The organism is Microbacterium hydrocarbonoxydans (assembly GCF_023715885.1).
Taxonomy (GTDB): domain Bacteria; phylum Actinomycetota; class Actinomycetes; order Actinomycetales; family Microbacteriaceae; genus Microbacterium; species Microbacterium hydrocarbonoxydans_C.
Genome location: NZ_JAMBOY010000001.1, coordinates 874706 through 892258, shown reverse-complemented (window position 1 = coordinate 892258; position 17553 = coordinate 874706). Strand labels below are relative to the sequence as shown.

The 17553-nt window shown below is 69.7% G+C and carries 19 protein-coding genes and 1 tRNA gene; 12 read left to right on the top strand and 8 right to left on the bottom strand.

Features of this window, described 5'->3' with window-relative positions:
- Positions 1-37: 37 nt before the first annotated feature.
- Positions 38-1360, bottom strand: coding sequence for an MFS transporter (locus tag M3195_RS04215; RefSeq protein ID WP_251585293.1), 1323 nt, complete (start codon positions 1358-1360; stop codon positions 38-40).
- A gap of 222 nt (positions 1361-1582) precedes the next feature.
- Between M3195_RS04215 and M3195_RS04210 the strand changes: the two genes are divergently transcribed.
- The 3 genes from M3195_RS04210 to M3195_RS04200 all read left to right on the top strand — a co-directional run bounded on the left by M3195_RS04210 (position 1583) and on the right by M3195_RS04200 (position 5105).
- Entirely contained in the window at positions 1583-2476 is an 894-nt protein-coding gene (locus M3195_RS04210; protein ID WP_251585292.1) for an Lrp/AsnC family transcriptional regulator, read from the top strand.
- 236 nt (positions 2477-2712) lie between these two features.
- On the top strand, positions 2713-4125 hold the full coding sequence (locus M3195_RS04205; RefSeq protein ID WP_251585291.1) for an MFS transporter: 1413 nt from the start codon (positions 2713-2715) through the stop codon (positions 4123-4125).
- 38 nt (positions 4126-4163) lie between these two features.
- Positions 4164-5105 (top strand): cation diffusion facilitator family transporter, encoded by a 942-nt coding sequence (locus M3195_RS04200; protein ID WP_251585290.1) that lies wholly within the window; start codon positions 4164-4166, stop codon positions 5103-5105.
- Here M3195_RS04200 and M3195_RS04195 read toward each other — a convergent pair.
- Together M3195_RS04195 and M3195_RS04190 are read right to left on the bottom strand one after the other, a co-directional pair.
- A complete protein-coding gene (locus M3195_RS04195; RefSeq protein WP_251585289.1) occupies positions 5102-6676 on the bottom strand; it encodes an HNH endonuclease signature motif containing protein in 1575 nt (524 codons plus the stop codon). The two genes, M3195_RS04200 and M3195_RS04195, sit on opposite strands and share 4 nt — an antisense overlap.
- A 126-nt stretch (positions 6677-6802) precedes the next feature.
- Positions 6803-7363, bottom strand: a complete 561-nt coding sequence (locus M3195_RS04190; RefSeq protein ID WP_251585288.1) for a MarR family winged helix-turn-helix transcriptional regulator — start codon at positions 7361-7363, stop codon at positions 6803-6805.
- Positions 7364-7466: 103 nt separating this feature from the next.
- On the opposite strand from M3195_RS04190, the gene M3195_RS04185 reads away from it, so the two are divergent.
- Positions 7467-8297 (top strand): hypothetical protein, encoded by an 831-nt coding sequence (locus tag M3195_RS04185; protein ID WP_251585287.1) that lies wholly within the window; start codon positions 7467-7469, stop codon positions 8295-8297.
- Positions 8298-8393: 96 nt separating this feature from the next.
- On the opposite strand, the gene M3195_RS04180 is transcribed toward M3195_RS04185, so the two are convergent.
- Positions 8394-8978 (bottom strand): TetR/AcrR family transcriptional regulator, encoded by a 585-nt coding sequence (locus M3195_RS04180; protein WP_251585286.1) that lies wholly within the window; start codon positions 8976-8978, stop codon positions 8394-8396.
- Between the two features lie 84 nt (positions 8979-9062).
- Between M3195_RS04180 and M3195_RS04175 the strand changes: the two genes are divergently transcribed.
- On the top strand, positions 9063-9494 hold the full coding sequence (locus M3195_RS04175; protein WP_251585285.1) for a DUF6069 family protein: 432 nt from the start codon (positions 9063-9065) through the stop codon (positions 9492-9494).
- A gap of 71 nt (positions 9495-9565) precedes the next feature.
- On the opposite strand, the gene M3195_RS04170 is transcribed toward M3195_RS04175, so the two are convergent.
- The gene (locus M3195_RS04170) at positions 9566-10042 is read right to left on the bottom strand and encodes a hypothetical protein (protein WP_251585284.1); all 477 of its coding nucleotides are present in this window, start codon (positions 10040-10042) and stop codon (positions 9566-9568) included.
- 1 nt (position 10043) lies between these two features.
- Positions 10044-10649, bottom strand: a complete 606-nt coding sequence (dcd, locus tag M3195_RS04165; protein ID WP_251585283.1) for a dCTP deaminase — start codon at positions 10647-10649, stop codon at positions 10044-10046.
- Between the two features lie 93 nt (positions 10650-10742).
- Here dcd and M3195_RS04160 point away from each other — a divergent pair.
- Both M3195_RS04160 and M3195_RS04155 read left to right on the top strand, forming a co-directional pair.
- Positions 10743-10816, top strand: a tRNA-Gly gene (locus tag M3195_RS04160).
- A 28-nt stretch (positions 10817-10844) separates the two neighbouring features.
- Positions 10845-11297: a BLUF domain-containing protein gene (locus M3195_RS04155; protein ID WP_251585282.1), complete on the top strand. Its 453-nt coding sequence runs from the start codon at positions 10845-10847 to the stop codon at positions 11295-11297.
- Positions 11298-11383: 86 nt separating this feature from the next.
- On the opposite strand, the gene M3195_RS04150 is transcribed toward M3195_RS04155, so the two are convergent.
- Positions 11384-12235 (bottom strand): AraC family transcriptional regulator, encoded by an 852-nt coding sequence (locus M3195_RS04150; protein ID WP_251585281.1) that lies wholly within the window; start codon positions 12233-12235, stop codon positions 11384-11386.
- 122 nt (positions 12236-12357) lie between these two features.
- Here M3195_RS04150 and M3195_RS04145 point away from each other — a divergent pair, with 122 nt between their 5' ends.
- The 3 genes from M3195_RS04145 to M3195_RS04135 all read left to right on the top strand — a co-directional run bounded on the left by M3195_RS04145 (position 12358) and on the right by M3195_RS04135 (position 13706).
- Positions 12358-12903, top strand: a complete 546-nt coding sequence (locus tag M3195_RS04145) for a carboxymuconolactone decarboxylase family protein (protein WP_251585280.1) — start codon at positions 12358-12360, stop codon at positions 12901-12903.
- 30 nt (positions 12904-12933) lie between these two features.
- Complete coding sequence (locus tag M3195_RS04140) at positions 12934-13164, top strand: hexameric tyrosine-coordinated heme protein (RefSeq protein WP_251585279.1); 231 nt, start codon at positions 12934-12936, stop codon at positions 13162-13164.
- 77 nt (positions 13165-13241) lie between these two features.
- On the top strand, positions 13242-13706 hold the full coding sequence (locus tag M3195_RS04135; protein ID WP_251585278.1) for a sigma factor: 465 nt from the start codon (positions 13242-13244) through the stop codon (positions 13704-13706).
- A gap of 2 nt (positions 13707-13708) precedes the next feature.
- Here the strand turns inward: M3195_RS04135 and M3195_RS04130 are convergent, their stop codons facing one another.
- Positions 13709-14692: an alpha/beta fold hydrolase gene (locus tag M3195_RS04130; RefSeq protein ID WP_251585277.1), complete on the bottom strand. Its 984-nt coding sequence runs from the start codon at positions 14690-14692 to the stop codon at positions 13709-13711.
- A gap of 91 nt (positions 14693-14783) precedes the next feature.
- On the opposite strand from M3195_RS04130, the gene M3195_RS04125 reads away from it, so the two are divergent.
- Together M3195_RS04125 and M3195_RS04120 are read left to right on the top strand one after the other, a co-directional pair.
- On the top strand, positions 14784-15851 hold the full coding sequence (locus tag M3195_RS04125) for a spore photoproduct lyase family protein (RefSeq protein ID WP_251585276.1): 1068 nt from the start codon (positions 14784-14786) through the stop codon (positions 15849-15851).
- A gap of 48 nt (positions 15852-15899) precedes the next feature.
- On the top strand, positions 15900-17549 hold the full coding sequence (locus tag M3195_RS04120) for a RecQ family ATP-dependent DNA helicase (protein WP_251585275.1): 1650 nt from the start codon (positions 15900-15902) through the stop codon (positions 17547-17549).
- Positions 17550-17553: the final 4 nt, after the last annotated feature.

The window sequence follows — 17553 nt, the reverse complement described above, 5'->3', positions numbered from 1 at the left end:
CTGTCGATGCGGTCGGTTAGGGCGGGAGCGGGGCGGGTCAGGGGAGCCGGTTCGCCGTCGTGTCGGTGCGGGCGGTGAAGGATGCCGTGACCGGCGCCTCGTCGGAGTGCTGCGGCGCGAGACGCGTGCAGATGCCGGCGATGATCGCCATGCCGATGAACATCGCGATGACCGACCAGACGCTGCCCGTCCAGGCGATCAGCTGCGTCGCGAACCACGGCGAGAAGCCGGCCCACACCGCCGCGCCGACGCCGTACGACAGGGCGATCGACGTGTAGCGCGCCTGCGGACGGAACATCTGCGCGAGGATCGCGGCGATCGGCGCGTAGGTCGCGCTCATCGCGATGCGCACGAGCGACGCGAACAGGAAGATGAGCGGTTCGACCCGGCCGGGCATGATCAGCAGGAACGGCACGAACGTGAGCACCGACGTCACGAGGCCGATGTACATGACGTTCTTGCGACCCCACTTGTCGCCCAGCCAGGCGACCGGAAGGGTGACGAGGAACTCGACGAACGAGGCGATCGTCATGGCGTCGAGGATGACCTGCTCGCTGATCGCGATCGGCTCGCCGGTGGCGTACGCGGTCGCGAAGGTGGTGGCCAGGTAGTAGCCGCCGGTCGAGATCGGGAGGATGCCGATGCCGAGGAGGATCGGCTTCCAGTTGGCGCGCAGCGCGAAGGCGAGAGGCATGGACTGCTTGCGGCCCTCGATCTTCTTCTCGAAGACCGGCGACTCCTCGACGCGGTAGCGGACCCAGAGGCCGACGCCGACGAGCACGATCGAGAGGAGGAACGGGATGCGCCAGCCGCCGTCGATGATGAAGTCCTCGCCGCCGCGCGACATGATCGCGAAGATGCCCGAGGCGAGCAGCGCACCGGCCGGGTTCCCGAGCTGTGTGAACCCGCCGTAGAAGGTCTTGGACTTCTCGGGGGCGTGCTCGACGCTCATGAGCACGGCACCGCCCCACTCGCCGCCGACCGCCAGACCCTGGACCGCGCGGAGCAGGATGAGGAGGATCGGGGCGAGGACGCCGATGTTCTCGTACGTGGGGAGACAGCCGACGAGCACCGTGGCGACACCCATGAGCAGCAGTGTGATCACGAGCGAGACGCGGCGGCCGAGCTTGTCGCCGATGTGCCCGAAGATGATGCCGCCGAGGGGCCGGACGAGGAACGCGACGGCGAACGTCGCGAACGCCGCAGCGGTCTCGGCGAGACGGTCGCCGCTCGGGAAGAACAGCGGGCCGAAGACGAGCGCTGCGGCGGTCGCGTAGACGTAGAAGTCGTACCACTCGATGGTGGTGCCGACGAAGGCGGCGATGCCTGCGCGCCGCGCTTTGCTGTGGGTGGAGGCCATGGGGGACCGCTCCTTTGCGGAAGGTGTTCGGATAGCGAAGGATGCTACGGACGAGACCGGTCCGCGACAAGACCAGAACTCCAGCGTGACGGAGAGTTCACTGGACTTATGATCGCTGCTTGACACACCTCTCGCCTTCCCGCCCGCCGAGGGTCCGCTTACACTGCAGATGTGCACGCGCACTTGCGCGTTCGCGGGAAACTGAGGAATGTGGGCGGACTCATGGATTTCGACGCCGAACTCATCCGCGCTCTCCAGGAGGACGGCCGCGCCAGCATCCGTTCGATGTCGATGCATCTCGGACAGTCGCGGGCGGCCGTGGCGGCACGGCTGCGGGCGATGCTCGACGACCGCACCGTGCGGGTGGTCGCCGCCGTCGACCCGGTGTTCCTCGGACAGCACGTGCTCGCGCACGTGTCGATCCGCACCGACGGCTCGGTGGAGGTCGTCGCAGAGCATCTGCGCGACATGGGCGAGACGGTGCTGGTGTCGGCCGTCGGCGGCGCGCATGACCTGGTCACGGAAGTCCGTCTGGGATCGATGGAGGAGCTGCACGACCTGCTCGCGCAGATCCGCGCGATCGATGGTGTGCTCGACATCAACACCATCATCTACTCGACGGTCGTGAAGGGGTTCTTCGTGTCGGAGTACCACGGCGACGTGACACTCGACACGATCGACGAGCACCTCATCGAGCACCTGCAGTCGGACGGGCGGATGAGCTTCCGCGCACTCGGCGAGGCGGTGCGGCTGTCGCCGTCGGCGGTGGCGACCCGGGTGCAGCGGCTCATCGACGGCGGTGTGATCAAGATCAGCGCGGTCGAGGCGCGCGGCCTCGCGCACCGGCAGCTGTCGATGGGGGTGGGCCTGAACCTCAACCACGACGACGATGCGGTGATCGAGGAGCTGCGCACGGGGCGGGGCATCGACTTCGCGGCACGCACTCTGGGCCGCTTCGACGCGGTCGCGACCCTGGTCGAGCCGTCGGCGGGGGCGCTGTATGCGAGCCTGGAGCGCCTGCGGTCGCTTCCCGGCGTCACGCGCATCGAGGCGTGGCTGCATCTCGCGGTGCTGAAGGAGGACTACGCCCGCACCCTGCACGCGCCCGCGATCTGAGTCCCGCCCCCGGTCGCCGACCCACCCCCCCTGTGCCCCGCGGCCTGAGCCCACCCCTGTGCCCCGCGGCCTGAGCCCACCCCGTCCGCCGACCCACCCCCCTGCGCCCGATCCACCCCCGTGCCGACGCGCACGAAAGGGGTGGGTCGTACGTGAGGGGGTGGTTCGGGCGCAGCGGCGGGGAGCACCCGGCGCGCCGTCACCATCCGTTCACCGCGCGCCACCAGACTGCGAGGATGAGCGAATCCCCGCAGAGCAGCGCGGTACCCGACCCCGCCGCGACGGCGAACAGCGGCGCGGTCGGCGTCATCGGCCTCGATCTGCGCGGCGACACCCCCGCACCGAAGAAGCAGGTGTTCTCGTGGGCGCTGTGGGATTGGGCGACGCAGCCGTTCAACACGGTCATCCTCACGTTCATCTTCACGGCGCTGTATCTGACGACCGAGGCGTTCCTGCCCGCAGACGTCGCAGCGCTCGACGCCAAGGATCCGGTGAGGTTGGCGGCCGAAGCCGACCTCGCCTCGGGTCTCGGGCTCGGTTCGACGATCGCGGGCATCGCGATCCTGCTCATCGCCCCCGTTCTGGGTCAGCGTGCTGACGCAGCCGGCAGGCAGAAGCTGTGGCTCGGCATCGGCACGGGAGCGCTCATCGCCTGCATGTTCGGCCTGTGGTTCGTCGAGCCGACGCCGACGCTGTTCTGGCTCGGGGTGGCGCTCATCTCGGCGGGGTCGGTGTTCGGCGAGATCGCAGCCGTGAACTCGAACGCCATGCTCATCGGCATCGCGAACCCGAAGACGGTCGGACGCATCTCGGGCCTCGGCTGGGGCTTCGGCTACATCGGCGGCATCCTCGCGCTCGTGCTGGTGGTCGTGTTCTACATGCTCGACTGGTTCGGTCTGCCGGAGGACGGCGGGCTCCCGTTCCGCATCATCGCGGTGGGGTGCGCGATCTGGGCCATCGTGTTCTCGATCCCGATCTTCCTCAACGTGCCCGAGCCATCGCTCGGCCGCCCGGAGCGGAAGGTCGGCTTCTTCGCGTCGTACGGGCTGCTGGTGAAGGACGTCATCGGCCTGTACCGCAACCCCGAGACACGCAACACCTTCTGGTTCCTGCTGTCGAGCGCGGTCTTCCGCGACGGACTGGGCGGCGTCTTCGCGTTCGGGGCGATCATCGCGGGACAGGTGTTCGGGTTCGGGTTCCTCGAGCTCGTGATCTTCGGTATCGCGGCGAACCTCATCGCGGGCGTCTCGACGATCATCGCCGGGCGTTTCGACGACACGTACGGCCCGAAGCGCATCATCTTGGTCTCCCTCGCCTCGATGATCCTGGCCGGCCTCGCGGTGTTCTTCCTCGTGGATGCCGGGACGGTCGTCTTCTGGATCGGCGGTCTGATCCTCTGCGCGTTCGTCGGACCCGCGCAGGCGGCGGCGCGCTCGTTCCTCGCCCGCGTCACCCCCGCCGGCCGTGAGGGCGAGATCTTCGGCCTGTACGCCACGACGGGTCGCGCGGCGAGCTGGATGTCATCGGGCGCGTGGACACTGTTGATCGTTCTCACCGGCGCGACGGCATTCGGCATCGTCGGGATCGTGATCGTGCTCATCGCCGGCTTCCTCCTGCTGCTGCCGGTCCGGGCCACGATCGCCCGCTGAACTGAGCCCCAGTCTCGGACGGGAGTAACCTCGCCTGCGTGACGGTCATCATCGCGTTCCTCGCCAATGTGCTCGTGGCGATCGCCAAGACGGTGGCGGCCGTGCTGACGTCGTCGGCGTCGATGGTCGCCGAGGCCGCGCACTCGTGGGCGGATGCCGGGAACGAGATCTTCCTGCTCATCGCCGACCGGCACGGCGCGAAGGCCAAGGACGAACGGCATCCGCTCGGCTACGGTCGCGCCGCGTTCGTGTGGTCACTGGTCGCCGCGTTCGGCATCTTCACCGCCGGTTCGATCGTGTCGATCATGCACGGCGTGCAAGAGCTGGCCGAGACAGGACCGGTGGAGAGTCCCGGCATCGCGTACACGATCCTCGGCATCGCGTTCGTGCTGGAGGGCGCGTCGTTCACGCAGGCGCTCGTGCGTTCGCGCAAGCTCGCGCGCGAGCGGGGCTCGTCGACGTGGGACTACGTGCTCGAGACGAGCGACACCACCCTGCGGGCAGTGTTCTTCGAGGACGCGGCGGCCCTGATCGGACTCGCCATCGCCGGCGGGGCGATCGCGATGCATCAGATCACGGGCGTCGCTGCGTGGGATGCGATCGGATCGATCCTCGTCGGCGTGCTGCTGGGCGTCGTGGCGTTGATCCTCATCCGCCGGAACATCGCTTTCCTCATCGGGTCGAATGCCTCGCCGGCTCTGCGCGAGCGAGTGGGTCGTGCGCTGCTGACATCGCCCCAGATCCAACGGCTCACGTATCTGCACATCGAGTACGTCGGGCCGAATCGCCTGTTCATCGTCGCAGAGGTGGATCTTGCCGGCGACGCGCAGGAGCACGACGTCGCCCGACGCCTGCGCGAGATCGAGCGGCAGATCGAGTCGCACCCGGTGGTCGAGACGGTCGTGCTCTCGCTGTCGGTCGACGACGAGACATCGCTGGACTTCGGGACAGATGCAGACGCGCGAGCGAATGCGAACTAACCTGCTCGAGCGAATCGCGGCGGCATGCTGAGCCGAGGCGTTCGCCACCGTTGCTCGCGGTCCCACCACACCGGTCCCCGCACTTCGGGAACACCGCCGCTCATGCGGATCTCCCACCCGGAGCCGTCGAGGGATCTGTGATGCCACCAGCACAGCGGCACTCCGTTGTCGGTGGTCGTCGGTCCGCCGCGGGCATGCTCGGTGACGTGGTGGATCTCGCACCAGGCTGCCGGAACATGGCATCCCGGAATGAGGCATTCCTTGTCGCGAGCGACGATCGCGCGTCGCTGATGCACGGTGAACACCCTGTCGGTGCTGTCGATGCCGACGATCCGCCCCTCGCGCATCGTGACGCGCTGGATCGCTCCGGAGCACCCCGCCTGCGCGGCGACCCTGACCGGCACCTGACCATGCGGATCGCCGTGGGCACCGGGAAGGCTCGCCCATCCCGTGCCCGCTTCGAGATCCCGCGCGTCGACGGTGACGACGAGTGTCGGCGCCGCACCGCCCAGGGTGGGCATGTCCCGGTGACGTGCGGCGATGCCGAGCGCGGCAGCGAACGCATCGTGACGCTTCTGCGTCGCCGTCCGCGGGTCGATCACCGCACGCGGATCGGAGTTGAACGGATCGGAGTTGAACGGGTCGGAGTTGTAGGGGTCGGAGGCGAACGGTTCGGAGTCGAGTGGATCAGAGCCGGACAAGTCTGGATCGTCGGTCTCGGCGCCATCCGATCGCTCGGACGGGAGGAACGCCACTCGCGACGCTGACCCCTCCCCCGCCGGATTGTTGACCGCATCCATCACGGCCTCGAGCTGCGCGGCGACCTCGGGCGAGAGCCATCCGCGGATCGGTCGCAGGCCGTCGCGAAGTCGCCCCAGCGTGATGCCGCGGCGGTGCTGCGCGTTGCGATCGTCGGGCTCGGCGCCGTCCGGGTCGAGGACGGCCACGAGCGTATGCGCGAGGTACGCCAGATCATCGGGAGTCGGCACCGGTCCCGACGCGCCGGCCGGGCCGTCGGCGCCACCGAGCTCGTCAGTGTCCTCATCGGCTTCAACGCCGGTCTCGGTATCGGCGCCGCTCGCACCCGCACGGGCCGCCTCCGCCAGGCATTCGTCGGCACCCGCTCGCTCGTCGACGGTGAGCCGCTCCCACGCCTTCTCCACCGGCGCAGTCGCCGCCAGCATCCCCGCGATCCCGACGCGGCCGGAGAGCAAGGCATCTCGGAGCGCAGGCCATCGCGCCGGCATCCGCTCTCCCGACAGCAGATTGACGTCGCGTCGCACGAGGTCGACGACCCGGCCGAACCGTGTCGCGGCCGACGAATCGACGGCGAGAGCGCGCTGCAGCAGCTCGTTCTGCGAGCGGCACCCGGCGAGGTGCGGCAGGTCGACGGCGTCTCCGGTGGCGAGCGCCTCGACGACGACCGCCTCCGCGCGCCGCAGGACCGCACCCGCCGCGGCGATGATCGCGATGCGCTCCTCATCGGTCACTCCGGCGAGCGCGTCGTCGCCGAGCGCACGATCGAGGTCGGAGACGACCTGATCGAGGAGTTCGCGGGTGCGGGATGACATACCCTCATCCAACCCGCAGCCACCGACATTCAAACGCGAAACCCGGTCGATTTATCCCAGTTCAGAGCAGTATTCCGAAACACGCGACCGTCGTTCCGGCATATCCCCGCAGTCGTGGGGGCGTACCTACGCATCCCAGTTGTCCGCCAGCTTGCCCAGCAACCGAGCCAGCTCCATCCGCTCCTCATCGGTGAACGCGGCCAGAGCCTTCCCCAGCATCTCCCGTCGCTCGCCGCGCATCCCCTTCGCGAGCGCACGACCCTCGTCGGTCAGTGCGATCCGCGTCCGGCGGGCGTCGTCAGGGTCCGCCTCGCGCCGCACCCACCCGTGCGCGACGCCCTGCTGGACCAGGCGGGACGCGCGGGGCTGATCGACGCCGATCGCGGCACCGAGATCACTCACACTCAAGGGAGAGGATGCGGCGGCGAGCGCCTCCAGCATCCGCATCCGCGCGGTTCCGCCGAATCGCCCCGACGGATCGGCCATCCAGGGCGGCATCCCCGGACGACCCGGGTGACCCGGGTAACCCGGGTGCGCGTGCTCGACGTGGTCGGGGTGCGGCCCGCCGTGCCACCCGCGCGGACCGTGCCCACCCGGACCCCGACCCCGCTCGCCGGGGCGCCTGCTACGCAGCCGCGCGAGTGCGCGGGCGATCGCCTCGGTGGGGTCTTCGTTTGAAGTCGTCACAGGTCGATTTTACATGCGACTTGACATGCAATCGCAGTCCATGTCACACTACATATACATGCACTGTGACAAGCACATGCACACTGACATTGGAGGACTTCCCATGAACACCACCGATACACAGAACACCGAGCAGACCCCTGACCGCCCCTTCGGCTACTGGTTGAAGGCGGTCGACCGACTGATGGCCGCGCAGTTCGAGGCCGCTTTCGCCGGCGAGCATGCGACGCGCCGCGAGTGGCGGCTGCTGAACGTCGTCGACGGCACCTCCCCCGCCCGCCGCCCGCTCACGGCGCACAAGCTGCACGATCTCGTCGACCGCGGCTGGGTCGTCGCCGACGGCGATGGCTGGGCGCTCACCGACGAGGGACGCGCCGCCAAGGAACGGCTCGGCGCCCTCGTCGACGGCATCCGCGCGACGGTCACCGACGCCGTTTCACCCGACGACCTCGCCACGACGATGGCCTCCCTCGAGAGCGTCGCCCGCGCATTCGGCTGGGACGAGGAGACGCCGCTCCCGCGCCGACGCGGACGGCACCACCGGCACGGACGCGGCCACCGCTTCGGCGGCGCCCGCGCCTTCGGTCACGTCCGCGGCTCCGGGCGCCGGCACGGCTTCGACCCGCGTGACGGCTTCGACCCGCGTCTCGGCGTCGATCCGCGTCACGGTGTCGACCGCGAGCAGGGACACGACTGCGGCCACCGCGGTCACCCCGCCCACGACCGCACGGCCCACGATCGCACGGCCCGCGACCGCTCGGCCCACGACCGCTGCGCGCACGGCGCGCGCTCGCACGAGCACGGCTTCGAGCCCCACCACGGCGACGGCTTCGGTCCCCAGCGCGGCCACGGTCGCCACCGCGCCGCGCGCCTCGCACAGCACGCCTTCGAGCGCGGTTTCGATGCCGGCTACTCCCGCGGACGCGATGCCTGACGGCATCCGCCCTTCACGAACGCCCTCTCCGGCCCGCCGGAGGGGGCGTTCGGCATCTTGGCAACCGTCCCGGCGCCGAGCTGAGCGATTCCACGACTACCGCAGCGCCGGCAGCACCACCTGGTCGATGAGTTCCGCCACCGCCTCCGGCTCGAGCGCGCGGCGGCGCAGGCTCACGCTGCCGAATGCGGCGGTCGGGACGATCCCGGCGATGAGCGCCACTGGCGCATCGGCTCGCACCTCGCCGCGCTCCATCCACCGCTCGATCACGGCAGTGAGCATCGCCACGGGGGGCCCGCCGATCACGCGATAGGCGACGGTGCGCAGCTCTACGTCGCGGCCCATCTCGCTGAGGATGCCGGCGAGCACCGTCGCGGTCCGCTCGTCGGCGTTCGCGAAGTGGAGCGCGGCGGCCAGCAGGTCGCCGCGCAGTGTTCCGGTATCGGGCGCCTCCGTCGTGATCTGCAGTGCCCGGACCGCAGCGACGACGAGCTCGGCCTTGTTCTCCCAGCGCCGATAGATCGCCGAACGTCCGCACCGGGCACGCTCCGCCACCGCCGCAATGGTCGTGCCGTCGTAGCCGTCTTCGATGAGGAGGTCCTGCACCGCCGAGAGGATCGCCGCCTCGACTCCGGGGTCGCGCGGACGACCAACCGCCCTGCCCGCCTCGTCCGCTCCCACGTGCCCATTGTACATTCCGGGACTGGGCAGTACCGTATATAGCGGTACTGATCAGTACCGTATTCCTCGAGTAAGGGAGTCGTCATGGTCACCACCGCATCTGCACAGCCCGCCGCGACCCGATCACGCGCCCGCGCGGCACTGATCCTCACCACCGCCGTCGCCATCGCCATCGCACTCAATGCCGTCGTCGCCGCCGTCGTGATCGCGACGGGCGCTCCAGCCACTTACGGCCCGCTCACACCGCCCGCGTTCGGACTCTTCACCGCGCTCGGGGTCACAGCCGGGTGGGTCGGCTGGTCGCTCGTGCGTCGCCACGCGAAGAACCCACGCCGAATGCTGTCGATCCTCGTCCCGCTGGTGACAGTCGCCTCGTTCATCCCCGACGTGCTGCTGCTCGCGCTGAGATTCATCCCCGGCACGACCACCGGCGCGGTGATCGCGCTCATGGTGATGCACGTCGTCGTCGTGGCCGTCGCCGTCCCCGCGTACGCGCTCGCCTCGCGAACGCGCTGAACGAGCCTCGCGAACGCGCCGAACGAGCCTCGCGAACGCGCCGAACGAAGGAGGGCGGCGGCCCGACCCCGTCAGCTCAGGAGCGCGGATGCCGTAGAGATCGGCGCAGCGACGGCATCCGCCGCGAACGGCAGCCCGACCGAGGTCGCGAGATACACTGCCGCCGCGACCGCGCCGGCCAGCAGCAGCACGAGCACCGCGAAGACCGCGACCGCGAGGCCGCGATACGACCCGGGATCCGGATCCTGCGGCGCCACCGACGGGCGGGCCCAGTCGTCGGCGACCGCCGACGGAGCGTCGTCAGCCAGCACGGCCGGACGGCGGCGAGCGCTGCGGGTCGCCGGCAGCTCGGCATCCGCCGGAGGAGGAGGAATCACGGCGTCCGCGGGTGCGATCTCTGCGGGCGGAGGCGGCGTCAGCAGTCCCTCCGGGACAGGAGTGTCGGATGCCGGAGGCGCGGCGAGCAGCTCGTCGGGAACCGGCGTCGCGGGCGGTGGCGCGACAGCATCCGCCGAGTCGTCCTGCGGGCGTGTGCTGTCGTCGCTCATGTCAGCCTCCGAGGGCTCCGACGTCGGTGACTCCGACGTCCGTGCGGTGGAAATTCTGGAACGAGCGGGATGCCGTCGGCCCCCGCTGCCCCTGGTAACGGTTCCCGTACGGACCCGACCCGTAGGGGTTCTCGGCAGGCGAGGTCAGGCGGAAGAAGCACAGCTGCCCGATCTTCATGCCCGGCCACAGCTTGATCGGCAGCGTGGCGACGTTCGCGAGCTCGAGCGTCACGTGCCCGGTGAAGCCCGGGTCGATGAAGCCGGCCGTCGAGTGGGTGATGAGGCCGAGGCGGCCGAGCGACGACTTGCCCTCGAGGCGGGCGGCCACGTCGTCTGCCAGCGTGACCTGCTCGAACGTCGCCCCCAGAGCGAACTCCCCCGGGTGCAGGATGAACGGCTCGTCGGGGGCGACCTCGATCAGTCGCGTGAGCTCGGGCTGATCGACCGACGGATCGATGAACGGGTACTTGTGGTTGTCGAACAGCCGGAAATAGCGGTCGAGGCGCACATCGACGCTCGACGGCTGGATCATCTCCGGCTCGTGCGGCTGCAGGCCGATGCGGCCCGATGCGAGTTCTGCCTTGATGTCGCGGTCGCTGAGAAGCACGGCACCAGCCTAGTTGCCGTGTCGCTCCGACGCTTTGGTCGTGACGCCTCTGCCGGGTAGGCTTGCGATCACCCGGTCTCAGGATGCGGGTACGGGGCTGTAGTTCAATGGCAGAACTTCTGCTTCCCAAGCAGACAGCGCGGGTTCGATTCCCGTCAGCCCCTCCACCTTCTCATGCATCGCTACGCTGGCCGGATGGACCAGGGTCACCCGATGCTCTCGCTCGTCTACACCAGTTCGGCGGCGCAGCCGTTCACCGACGGAGAGCTCAGCGAGCTGCTGAAGGGCAGCAGGGCGGGCAATCGGTCAGTGGGCATCACCGGACTCCTCCTGCACCGCGATGGTGAGTTCGTGCAGATCCTCGAGGGCGACCGCGACGAGGTCGAACACCTGATGGGGCGCATCGTCCAGGATCGACGACACCGCGACGTGCGCATCCTCCTGAAGGAGCCGCTGCACGAGCGGCGTTTCGCGCGTTGGACCATGGGCTACGAATCGCTCTCCGGTCTCGACGCGGCAGCGGCGGACGGCTACCGCGATTCGTTCGACGATCTGAGGATGGGCGACCACGACATGATCGGCCGGGCGCTCATGGAGCTCACGATGTGGTTCCGGGTGCGCGACACGGATCGACGCCGGGAGGCGTAACAGACGCCTCCCGGCCGTTCGGCGTCGTCGCGCGTGGCGGCGACCGCGCGTTCGTCCGCGTTCCGGCGCCCCGCCCCCTGCACCCGTCAGGCGGCGAGCGCGAGCCACGCCCGCGGACTGCACCCGAGTCGCTGGGAGAAGGCGCGGGAGAACGCCGAGGCGCTGGCATAGCCGAGGTCCGTGGCGATCGTGCCTACCGGGGTGCCGGCGCGCAGCTGCTCCTGCGCGATCGTGAGCCGCCACTCCGTGAGGTAGTCGGCCGGGGTGGTGCCCACGACGTCCTTGAAGCGGGCGGCGAACGCGCTCCGCGACATGGTCGCCGCACGGGCGAGGGAGTGCAGCGTCCAGGGCTCGCCCGGCGCCTCGTGCACGGCGGAGAGAGCGCGCGCCAGCCGCTCGTCGGCGAGTCCGGAGAGAAGGCCGGAAGGCAGCGCGAGCCGCTCTGGGTTGTCGAGCATCCACCGCAGCAGCTGGATGAGCACGACCTCGAACAGTCGGTCGATGAGGATCGGGTGCCCGCAGCGAGACGAGTCGACCTCCGCGAACAACAGGTCGAGCGCAGGACGCAGCGACGCGATCTCATCGAGCGGCAGCACCACGACCGACGGCAGCGCCCGCACGAGCGGATGCTGTGCGCCGCCGTCGAGCTCGACCGTGGCGCACGCGAAGTCGGATCCCTCGGTCGGCGCGTTCACGAAGACGTGCTCGGTGGGCCGGGGGAAGAACAGCAGACTCGGCTGGGTCACGGCGATCCGCTCCGACGAGCCGTCGCCCCGGCTGACCTCCATCTCCATCTCCCCCTCCCGCAGGACGTGAAGGAAGCCACGGCCGATCTCGGCGGGGAACGCGGTGACCCCGCACAGCGGCCCCGTGTGGAACAGGCGGGTGTGCACCCGGAACCGCGCAAGGAGGGGCGTGAGGCGATCGACAGCGGGCATGGCCTCAGTATCTGGACTCTTGGTCAACTAGTCAAGACGCAATGGTGCGCGTCGTCCACTCTGGATTGGAAGGATGGAGTCATAGCCACCCGGCAGGGGTGGCCCGATCAAGGAGAAGAACCATGGCCAACGTCCCCCTCGTCGACCGCACCGACGCCACCGGCACCGTGAAGGAGCACCTCGACCAGATCTCGGGCGCCTTCGGCACCGTGCCGGCCATGTTCCGCGCGGTCGCGAACTCGCCCGCCGCGCTCGCCAGCATGTGGGGTTCGTTCGGCGCCTTCGGCGGCGGCGCGCTCGGGCCGGCGCTCGGCGAGCTGATCGCTGTGGCCGTCGCCAACCGCAACTCGTGCGAGTACTGCCTGGCCGCGCACACCGCGCTCGGCAAGAAGGCGGGACTCACGCGCGAAACCCTCGCGGCTGCCCAGGACGGCGAATCGGACGACCCGAAGACGGCGGCGCTCCTCGCGTTCGCGCTCAAGCTCGTCAACGACCGCGGACAGCTCTCGTCGGCCGACGTCCAGACCGTCCGTGATCACGGCTGGAGCGACGAGCAGATCGTCGAGACCATCGGCCACGTCGCGCTCAACCTCTTCACGAACTACGTGAACATCGCCCTCGACGTCCCGACCGACTTCCCCACCATCCCCCTCCGTCGCGCGAGCTGATCGCCGCGGCATCCATCGAAAGGCACGTCCATGACCGATTCCTGGCTCCCGTCACTGCTCACCCCGACTCCCGAAGACGGGTACGCCCTCGCGGTGAAGCTGTCCCGCACCGCGGTGAAGCTCACCCAGCCCTCGGCCGAGGTGCGCGAGCGCGTCCGATCCGCGTACGCCGAGGACTTCGGAGCGCTCATCACCATCTCCCATGTCGTCGCGACCAACTTCCAGACTGTGGCGGCGGCGAACGGATACTGGCGGAGCTGACCGCGGGTACCGCTATCACCTTTCCCGGCCCGTTTCAAGCAGGCGCGCGACATCGTGCCGCGTGCGACGATCAGGTCATGGACGCTCCCACCCCGCTCTCCTCCTCCGGTGAGGATGCCGCGCGGGGTGTGGAGCGCCGGCTGATGGCCGAGGCCGCCTCCGGCGGTCAGGCCGCTCTCGCCCGGGTCTACGACCTCACCTCCGCACAGGTGTTCGGCCTCGTTCTCGGCGTCGTCCGAGACAGAACCGCGGCGGAGGAGGTGCTGCAGGAGACCTACCTGCACGCGTGGCAGCACGCCGCCGACTACGACGCGTCCCGTGACACGATCGCCGTCTGGCTGTGCGGCATCGCGCACCGGTACGCCGTCGCCCACACTCTCTCCCACTTCGCAGATCTCACCCCCTACGAGATCGCCGCTCGCACGGCGCAGACCGTCGCAGCCGTGCAGTCGCCCACGCGCGAGGGGCTCTCGGGACTGCACGACCACTCGCAGCGTTCTCACGTCGAAGCCGCCGACATCAGGACTCCCGAGCCCGCCTGACGTCAGTCCCGCGCGTGCCGAGCGCCCGCCCGGTACGCGCGCCAGAGGATCTGCGCGTGGTCCTCCTTCGCATCCGCGACACCCACTTCATCGCCGCGCAGCGCGCTCACCCACTCCCGAACCCGCGCCGCGACCGCGCCGACGATCATCGCCAGATCCGTGCGGACCGGCGGCGGTGTCAGCGCCTCCTCGTCCGACATCCGTCCCCGCCGCGGCAGCTCGTCGTCGAGGTGCCGCATCGTGAGCTTCGCGACCCCGACGGCGTGCGCGTTGATGATGGAGTGCGCGGCACCCTCGATCTCCCAGCGGGATGCCGTCGGGCAGGCCGCGATCAGGCGCGAGTGGAACCGTCGGGAAGAGCTCGCATCGTGTTCGCCGCGGATGAGCAGCATCCGTGTCGGGAGTGCGCCGACGGCATCCGTGATGCGGTAGCGCAGCATGTGCGGGAGCACACGGAGGAAGTACACCGGTCCGCAGAGGATGTACGCGGAGACGGCGATCATGGCCAGATGCAGCGATTCCCGCAGCGAGGACTGCAGGAACAGCACGGCCTGACGGAACACCGTGGCCTCATGCTCGTCGACCACCGGGCTCACGAGCACGGCGTGCCGGAGATGCGGCCTGCGCGCGAGCACCCGGGTGACGATCTGCGACCCCATCGAGTGCCCGATGAGCACAGGCTCCGCGAGCTCGTAGTGGTCGAGCACGGCCTCGACCTGGTCGGCGAAGAAGTCGATCGACGGGGTGCGGCCTCGGGGCTTCGCGACGCCGGCGAACCCCGCGAGGTCGAGGGCGAACACGTCACCGCGCTGCGCGAGCGTCGGTGCGAGGAACTCGAAGTAACTGGCCGCGACGCCGATGCCCGCGACCAGCACGAAGGGCTCTCGACCCGCCGCCGCGGTCGTCGGCACCCGGGTGACACGAGTCGTCGCTGACCGCGAGGTCACGTGCTCGACGATCACCTCTGGCCTGTCGGATCCGCTCATCACCCTTCCACCCTGCCAGCCCGAGCCGTGGATGCCGCGCCACCGGACATCCGCGCGAGGCGATGTCGGTGGCCGGGAGTAGACAGGAGGCATGCGCGCGCCCTCTCCCCTGCTCGACATCAGGCGGATCTACGCGGAGCCGGACGCCGCGCGCTCGCCCCGCGGGCAGGCGATCATCGCCCGCTGGCCCGACGCGACGATCGTGCCCGTCGATTCCCACTGGCAGATCCCCGAGGTGCACGGCGACGAGCGCAACGTCGCCCGCTGGGTGCGCATCAAGACCGAGGCGCTCGTGCTCGGGGAGAAGAAGAGCGTCGCCACACGCCTCAACGGCCGCTCGGCCGACTTCATCGCCCCCTCGCTCGCCAACGGCTGCGCCATGGCCTGCGCCTACTGCTACGTGCCGCGGCGCAAGGGATACAGCAACCCGGTCACGGTGTTCACCAACATCGACCGCATCACCGAGCACCTCGCCAGGCACGTCAGCAAGCAGGGTCCCAAGACCGAGCCCAATCAGTGCGACCCCGATGCCTGGGTCTACGACATCGGCGAGAACAGCGACTGCTCGGTCGACGCGATGATCAGCGAGAACGTGCGCGACGTCTGCGACCTGTTCCGCATGCTCCCCACGGCGAAGGCCTCGTTCGCGACGAAGTACGTCAATCGCGATCTGCTCGACTGGGACCCGCTCGGGCGCACCCGCATCCGCTTCTCGCTCATGCCGGCTTCCGTCGCGAAGGTCACCGACATCCGCACCTCGCCGGTCGCCGAGCGCATCGCGGCGATCAACGACTTCGTCGAAGCCGGGTACGAGGTGCACCTGAACTTCTCGCCGATCATCGTCACGCCCACCTGGATCGAGGAGTGGACAGAGCTGCTCGTCCATCTCGACGACGTGCTGTCCCCGGCGGCGAAACGGCAGCTGGCCGCCGAGGTCATCTTCCTCACCCACAACGAACGACTGCACGAGGTCAACCTCGGCTGGCATCCGAAGGCCGAGGACCTGCTGTGGACTCCGGCGACGCAGGAGACCAAGGTGTCCCAGAACGGCGCCGTCAACGTGCGGTACCGCGCCGACCTCAAGCGCGCGCACGTCGACGCGTTCACCCGGCTCGTCGCCCGGCACCTGCCGTCGTGCCGCATCCGCTACGCGTTCTAGATGTCAACCCTCGGGCGCGTTCCCGAACACGGGGATACGGTCGCTGACATGAGCTCCTCCCGCACGTCTCCCGCTTCCGTCGACGACATCGCCCGCGACGGATTCGGATGGGAGGAGCTGCTGCCAGGACAGCGCGAAGCCATCACCTCTGCGGCCGCCGGGCGCGACACGCTGCTCGTGCTCGCGACCGGCGGCGGCAAGTCCGCCGTGTATCAGGTCGCGGGCGCTCGGCGCGGTGGCGTGGTGCTCGTCGTCTCGCCGCTCGTGGCGCTGCAGGCCGACCAGCTCGCCTCGATCCGCGAGGCGCCGGCCGCCCCGCCCGCCGTCGCGCTCAACGGATCCACTTCTACCGCCGACACCGCCCGCGCCTGGGAACTGATCGATCAGGGCGGACCGGTGTACGTGCTGCTCGCCCCCGAGCAGCTGGCGAAGGAGGAGACGGTGGCGCGCCTCGCCGGGGCGGGCGTCTCGCTGTTGGTCGTCGACGAGGCGCACTGCGTGTCGTCGTGGGGGCACGACTTCCGCCCCGATTACGCACGGCTCGGCGATGTGCGACGCGACCTCGGCGACCCGCCGGTGCTCGCGATGACCGCGACGGCCTCCGAGCCGGTCCGGGCCGAGATCATCGAGAAGCTGTCGATGACCGACGTCGACGTGCAGGTGCACGGGGTCGATCGTCCGGAGATCCGACTCGTCGTGCACCGGCACGAGAGCGACGCCGAGAAGAGGGCCGCCGTCGTGCAAGAGGCGCGCACATGGACAGCGCCCGGCATCGTGTACGTCGCAACCCGCAAGGAGGCCGAGAGCTACGCCGAGGAGATCGCCTCCGACGACCGCCGCGTCGCCGCGTATCACGCGGGACTCAAGGCCGCCGAACGTCGTGACGTGCAGGACCGCTGGCGCGACGGCACCCTCGACGTCGTCGTCGCCACCTCGGCGTTCGGGATGGGCATCGATCGCGCCGACGTGCGCTTCGTGCTGCACGCGACCGTCACCGAGTCGCTGGACGCGTATTACCAGGAGGTCGGACGCGCCGGTCGCGACGGAGAGCCCGCCACCACCGCCCTGCACTACCGGCCGGAGGACCTCGGGCTGCGGCGCTTCTTCACGAGGCGCACGGTGCAGACCGCCGCCATCCGCGCGTTGCGCGCCGCGATCGTCGCGAAGCCCGGTGCACACCTGCGTGCGCTGGCGGATGCTGTCGACAAGCCCACGCGCACGGTCACCCGTCTGGTGAACGACCTGGTCGACGCGGGCCTCGTCGACACCACAGACGGGGTGCGCCTCGTCCGCCCCGTCACCGCCGCCCGGGCGGCCAAGGCCGTGCGGGAGACGCTGGAGTCGCGGGAGCGCATCGCCGACTCCCGCCTCGCGATGATGCGGGCGTACGCCGAGACCATGCAGTGCCGACGCCGGGTGCTGCTCGAGTACTTCGGGGTCGACGGCCCGGCCTGGTGCGACAACTGCGACCGCTGCGAGCAGCGTGACGCCTCGGATGCGATCCTCGACGAGGCTGCGATCGCCGGTGCGCCCGTCGCGGTGGACCAGGGCGTCCGCCACCGGGACTGGGGTGTCGGCACTGTCACGGGTGTCGAGGCGGATCGGGCGACGATCTACTTCGAGTCCGAGGGCTACAAAGTGCTGTCGTTCACCGCGATCGATAGCGGTGTTCTGCTCGTCGAGGACGCCCTGGTCTGAGCGG